The organism is Caballeronia arationis, assembly GCF_001544975.2.
Lineage (GTDB): Bacteria > Pseudomonadota > Gammaproteobacteria > Burkholderiales > Burkholderiaceae > Caballeronia > Caballeronia arationis.
This window is the reverse complement of record NZ_FCOG02000515.1, coordinates 1-893: the sequence shown is the minus strand read 5'-3', so window position 1 is coordinate 893 and position 893 is coordinate 1. Positions and strand designations below refer to the sequence as shown.

Below are 893 nucleotides of genomic sequence, written 5' to 3'. Positions count from 1 at the left end.
ATCTCCTCGCGTTTCGTCGGATGATTCGGTCGACGGCCGTGACTTTGCGCAGGCTGGATCTCGATAAGCTGCTGATCTCACAGGGCACGATTGCGTCGGGGCTTGCAGGGCTCTTCGCGGCGCGTCGTGCAAAGGTGCCGACGGTAAGCTATCTGCCACTCGTCCACAATGCGCCCAAGAGTGCGAGCCCCTCTGACAAGATTAAATGGCTCATTAAGCGCCTGCTATACCGCATGCCTGACGAGTTCGTCACGCTGAACGACCATTTATGCAACGAGTTGCGGGCGCTCGCGCCGCGCTCGCGCGCGATGACGCTTGAGAACTACGTCGATGATCGTTTCAGCCGATCGACGCTTACAAAGAGCGCCGCCCGGGCCTCACTTGGCTTGCCGGACGATGGTACGTATATTGTCGCGCATATCGGTCGGTTGAATCTTCATCAAAAGCGGCAGGATTTTCTTATGCGGGCGATAGAAAGTCATGGTGATTCTTTTAAGAAGGCGCTCGTGCTGATCATTGGGGAAGGCGAGGATGCCGATTGTTTGAAGGACATTGTTAGCGCGAGCGCCGTGCTCTCTGCCTGTGTGAGAATGCTAGGAGCCCAGGAAGACGTGCTTCCGTTCATTGTAGCGAGCGATACGCTCGTGCTCCCATCAGCATTTGAAGGCGTGCCGCTTGTGATGATCGAAGCGGTGCTCGCTCAAAGGCCGATTGTCGCGTCGCGTGTGTCTGGCCTCGATTGTTATCTACCGGATGCGTTGCTCTTTCCTGCCGACGATCAAGATGCATTTGTGGCGCGGATATTTGCCGCTCGAGACGTGAGCATCGACGAGCTATCGCAGGACTTCCGGCGACGCTTCTCGCGCGAAGCGTTCAACGCTCAGGCGCAAACC

General features: G+C 57.0%; 1 protein-coding gene. It reads left to right on the top strand.

Annotation, left to right across the window (positions count from 1 at the left end; translation table 11 throughout):
• On the top strand, positions 1-893 hold an 893-nt coding region (locus AWB81_RS43565; RefSeq protein ID WP_062644790.1), incomplete at both ends, for a glycosyltransferase.